This is a genomic window from Limosilactobacillus reuteri subsp. porcinus, from assembly GCF_036621895.1.
In the GTDB taxonomy this organism is placed as follows: domain Bacteria; phylum Bacillota; class Bacilli; order Lactobacillales; family Lactobacillaceae; genus Limosilactobacillus; species Limosilactobacillus reuteri_J.
Genome location: NZ_LN887484.1, coordinates 1 through 3,394 on the forward strand (window position 1 = coordinate 1; position 3,394 = coordinate 3,394).

Annotated in this window: 4 protein-coding genes; all 4 read right to left on the bottom strand. The window is 40.3% G+C overall.

Going from position 1 to position 3,394, the window contains the following annotated elements; all coding sequences use genetic code 11:
• Positions 1-107: 107 nt before the first annotated feature.
• Positions 108-1,487, bottom strand: coding sequence for an MATE family efflux transporter (locus AACL61_RS08905; RefSeq protein WP_339111261.1), 1,380 nt, complete (start codon positions 1,485-1,487; stop codon positions 108-110).
• 78 nt (positions 1,488-1,565) lie between these two features.
• Positions 1,566-1,976 carry a peptide deformylase gene (locus AACL61_RS08910; protein WP_339111262.1) on the bottom strand — a complete coding sequence of 137 codons (411 nt, stop codon included), beginning with the start codon at positions 1,974-1,976 and terminating at the stop codon, positions 1,566-1,568.
• 63 nt (positions 1,977-2,039) lie between these two features.
• Positions 2,040-2,990, bottom strand: coding sequence for a membrane protein insertase YidC (gene yidC / locus AACL61_RS08915; protein ID WP_339111263.1), 951 nt, complete (start codon positions 2,988-2,990; stop codon positions 2,040-2,042).
• A 98-nt stretch (positions 2,991-3,088) separates the two neighbouring features.
• Positions 3,089-3,364: an acylphosphatase gene (locus AACL61_RS08920; protein WP_102816461.1), complete on the bottom strand. Its 276-nt coding sequence runs from the start codon at positions 3,362-3,364 to the stop codon at positions 3,089-3,091.
• Positions 3,365-3,394: the final 30 nt, after the last annotated feature.

The window sequence follows — 3,394 nt, forward strand, 5'->3', positions numbered from 1 at the left end:
ATCAAAAATCGTAGTCCGGATTTTACTGTTAGAGAACCAAAAATTAATAGTTAATTCCCAGCCTCCTCTTTATTTATGTGAACCTTAACGAGAAGGTTATTTTCCACTTACCCTTTATTCAATTTTTTAAGTCGCTGGTAGATGATAATTCCACCGATGCAAGTAATAACAAATTCAGTAAAGGGAACTGCTGCCCAGACCCCGTTGATTCCGGCAACTTTTGCCAGAATAAAGATCGCGGGGAGAAGGATAATATAGCCACGAAGAATTGATAAAGAAAATGATGCCCGCGCGGAGCCAATTGCTGTTAAGAAAAGGATGAACAATAGGTTTAACGCACTGAAGAATACACTTGTAAAGTAAATTGGAAGGCCAACACTAGCATAGGCGAGGAGTTGGCTAGAATGAGAAGTATTAAAAACTTCAATAATGGGATGCTTAAAGGTAATCAGGATAATAAAGCTGATTGTTGCTAGAAAGAGGGTAATGATCATCCCATTTTTTAACATCATCGATACATTCTTATATTCGTGTTTACCAAATTCCCGACTAGCAAGCGGTTGAACACCCAGCGCTACCCCGTTAGCAATTGCTAGCACAACGATGGCAATGTTGGAAATAACGCCATATGCGGCAACGGCATAGTTATTAGCCAGCTGCAATAAAACATGGTTAAAGAAATAAATACTAACACCAGTACTTAATTCGTTTAATGCTGAGGCAACCCCTAAGCGTGCTGAACGCCAAATGTTTCTTAGGTGAGGGACAACCCAGTGCCATTCTAATTGTCGGCCGGCGAACTTCCGATGAAAACTTAAAACCACCAAGCTAATTGCTGGCGAAAATAATACTGCCAATGCTGCTCCTTCTAATTTAAGACCCATTCCGAAAATAAAGAACCAGTCGATGAGGATAACAGATAATGTTTCGGTTAAGGTGGCTTTCATGGTTAACGTGGGATTGCCATCGTTACGAATGAAATTAATGGCAATGTAGTTAACCATATAGAGAGGGCCGCTCCATGAAATTATTCGTAAATAAACGATTGCCATCTGCCGAGTTGCATCATCTGCCCCAAGAAAATCAACTACTGGAGTCGCAAAAATGTTTAATAGGATTGCTAGGATAAGCCCGAAAGTAAAAGCAAAAATCATCAGTTGACTAAATAATGATTTTATTCTCTCAGGATGCATAACCTTATTTAACGAAAAGATTGTGGCGCCACCGACTCCCAGCAATAGCCCGGTTCCATTAAAAACGTTGAATAGGGGGAGTACCAGGTTAAGCGTAGTTAAGCCTAAAGCCCCCGCCGCGATTGAAATAAAAAGGGTGTCAATAATAACATACATTGACATCCCGAGGGTGGCGACAACATTACGAACAACATAATGCCGTACTTCTTTGGTAATTGACATTGGTGAATCCATATTAAAACCTCCACAAAACTTGCTCCCATCCTCCCTGTTGGACGCCTGTTTGAGAAGCATAACTTAATTTGTTGCAGAACCCGGCGATTCTACTTTCCTTATTTCATTTATTGATATTTTAGCAAATATTCTCATTGCTTATATTATAATTCCATTACAATGGTCAATTTCATGTTGAACAATCTCAGCAGCAAAATCTGTAAGTTCTAATGTTTGCACTTGCCAGCTCTGATTGCGAAATTTAACGGTAATGTGCTTATAACGTTTAGTAGGACGTGTTCCGCTTAATGAAAGACATCCTTCTGCAGTTTGATAAGGGTGACTTTTAGCGACGATTTGCGGATTGAACATTACGACATTAAAGGGCCCGATTCGCGCAATAATTGCATTCTTATTTACGCCAATCATATTGGCAGCCATTCCAACACATTCAGCTTGGTGAGCATTAAGCGTATCGCTAAGATCGGTTGCAAGGGACAAATCAGCTTTAGTTGTGGGGGTTGCTTTTTTGGCGAGTAATTGTTGGTCTTTAATAATTGGTTTAATCATGTGTCTTCCTCCGAAAAAACAAAGCTGAGAAAAAACTTTTGCTTTCTCCCAGCTTTTTGATAATTATTTTTTGTGATGTTGCTGTTTGCCAGCATTACGTTGACGATTACGGTTTGCTTGATCGCTTGGCTTGGCATCGCCTTTACGTAATTGGTCAATTGCATCAGTCGGTTTAGTTGAAGAACTAGGGGTGTTAATTACTGGTGCTTTAGACATTTTAATTGGATTCTTCTTGTTTTCTTCTTCAATTTGGCGACGAATCCGCGGACGGTAAGCATTGACCATCAAAGTTTGTAAGATGGCAAATAGTCCACCGATAAAGAAGTAAAGACCTAATCCGGCAGAAGAAGTGATGGAAATGAAGAAGGTCATGAAAGGACTCATCCAAATAGCAGCTTTCATTTGCTTCTTCTGGGCTTCAGGAACACCGACAAGACCAAGATAACTCTGGGCAGCATAGGCGATAAAAGATAAGATCGCTAAGATAATGCTTGGCTTACCAAGTGGAATCCCGAAGAAAGTTGCGTGGTAAAGGTCTGGCGAATAACGGATAGCAGCATATAAGGCGGCAAAAATTGGCAGCTGAATTAACAATGGCAGACAGCCGATTCCGCCAGTTAAGCTAATATTGTTATCCCGGTAAAGAGCCATCATTTGTTGACTAACGGCCGCCTGTTCTTCAGGAGTCTTGGCCGCTTTTTGTTTTTCTGTTAGCTCTTTAATCAATGGTTGAACCTTGGACATCCTTTCTTGCATAATGGTTGATTTTTTCATTTGTGAGAACATCACTGGTAAAAGAATTGTTCGCACAACTACCACAATGACAATAATTGCCCAACCGTAGTTATTGCCCATGTGGCTGGCTAACCATTCCATCAAGTGCTGCATTGGTTTAGCCATATAATCATAGACAAACCCGTATGGCCGACCGCTCTTAGTAGTCCGTACACATCCGCTAAGAAGCAGCAGGAGGGTAAAGAGACCTCCAGCGATCGTTATTCGTTTTCGTTTCATATTAATGAATCAAACTCCCTTATTTCTTTGTATATTAATTACGTTAATAGTACGTATTTTACTCTATTCAGGAATTGAATTCTACCGCTAATCGCGAACTAATGCGTGATTTGAAATGAATGATGGTAGTTTTGCAGGCTTCCCTCGGTGATTTTAACCTTATTAATTCGAGCATAAGGAGTGGGTCCAGCTTTAATTTTAGAGATTAATTGCTTAACAATCTCAATGGGACCCTGCAATTCGCAATAAACGCTCCCATCATTCTTATTCATAACGATCCCCTCAATCCCAGCCCGCTGTGCCAACTGATAGACGCTCCAGCGGAAACCAACTCCTTGAACGCGTCCAGTAATGGTAAGATGGTAATTAATCATAATTAAAACTCCTCGTATTCTATAAATAAA

Coding starts and splice junctions, on each gene's coding strand:
- AACL61_RS08905 (WP_339111261.1), bottom strand. CDS start 1,487: ATGCTTCTCAAACAGGCGTCCAACAGGGAGGATGGGAGCAAGTTTTGT.
- AACL61_RS08910 (WP_339111262.1), bottom strand. CDS start 1,976: ATGATTAAACCAATTATTAAAGACCAACAATTACTCGCCAAAAAAGCA.
- yidC (WP_339111263.1), bottom strand. CDS start 2,990: ATGAAACGAAAACGAATAACGATCGCTGGAGGTCTCTTTACCCTCCTG.
- AACL61_RS08920 (WP_102816461.1), bottom strand. CDS start 3,364: ATGATTAATTACCATCTTACCATTACTGGACGCGTTCAAGGAGTTGGT.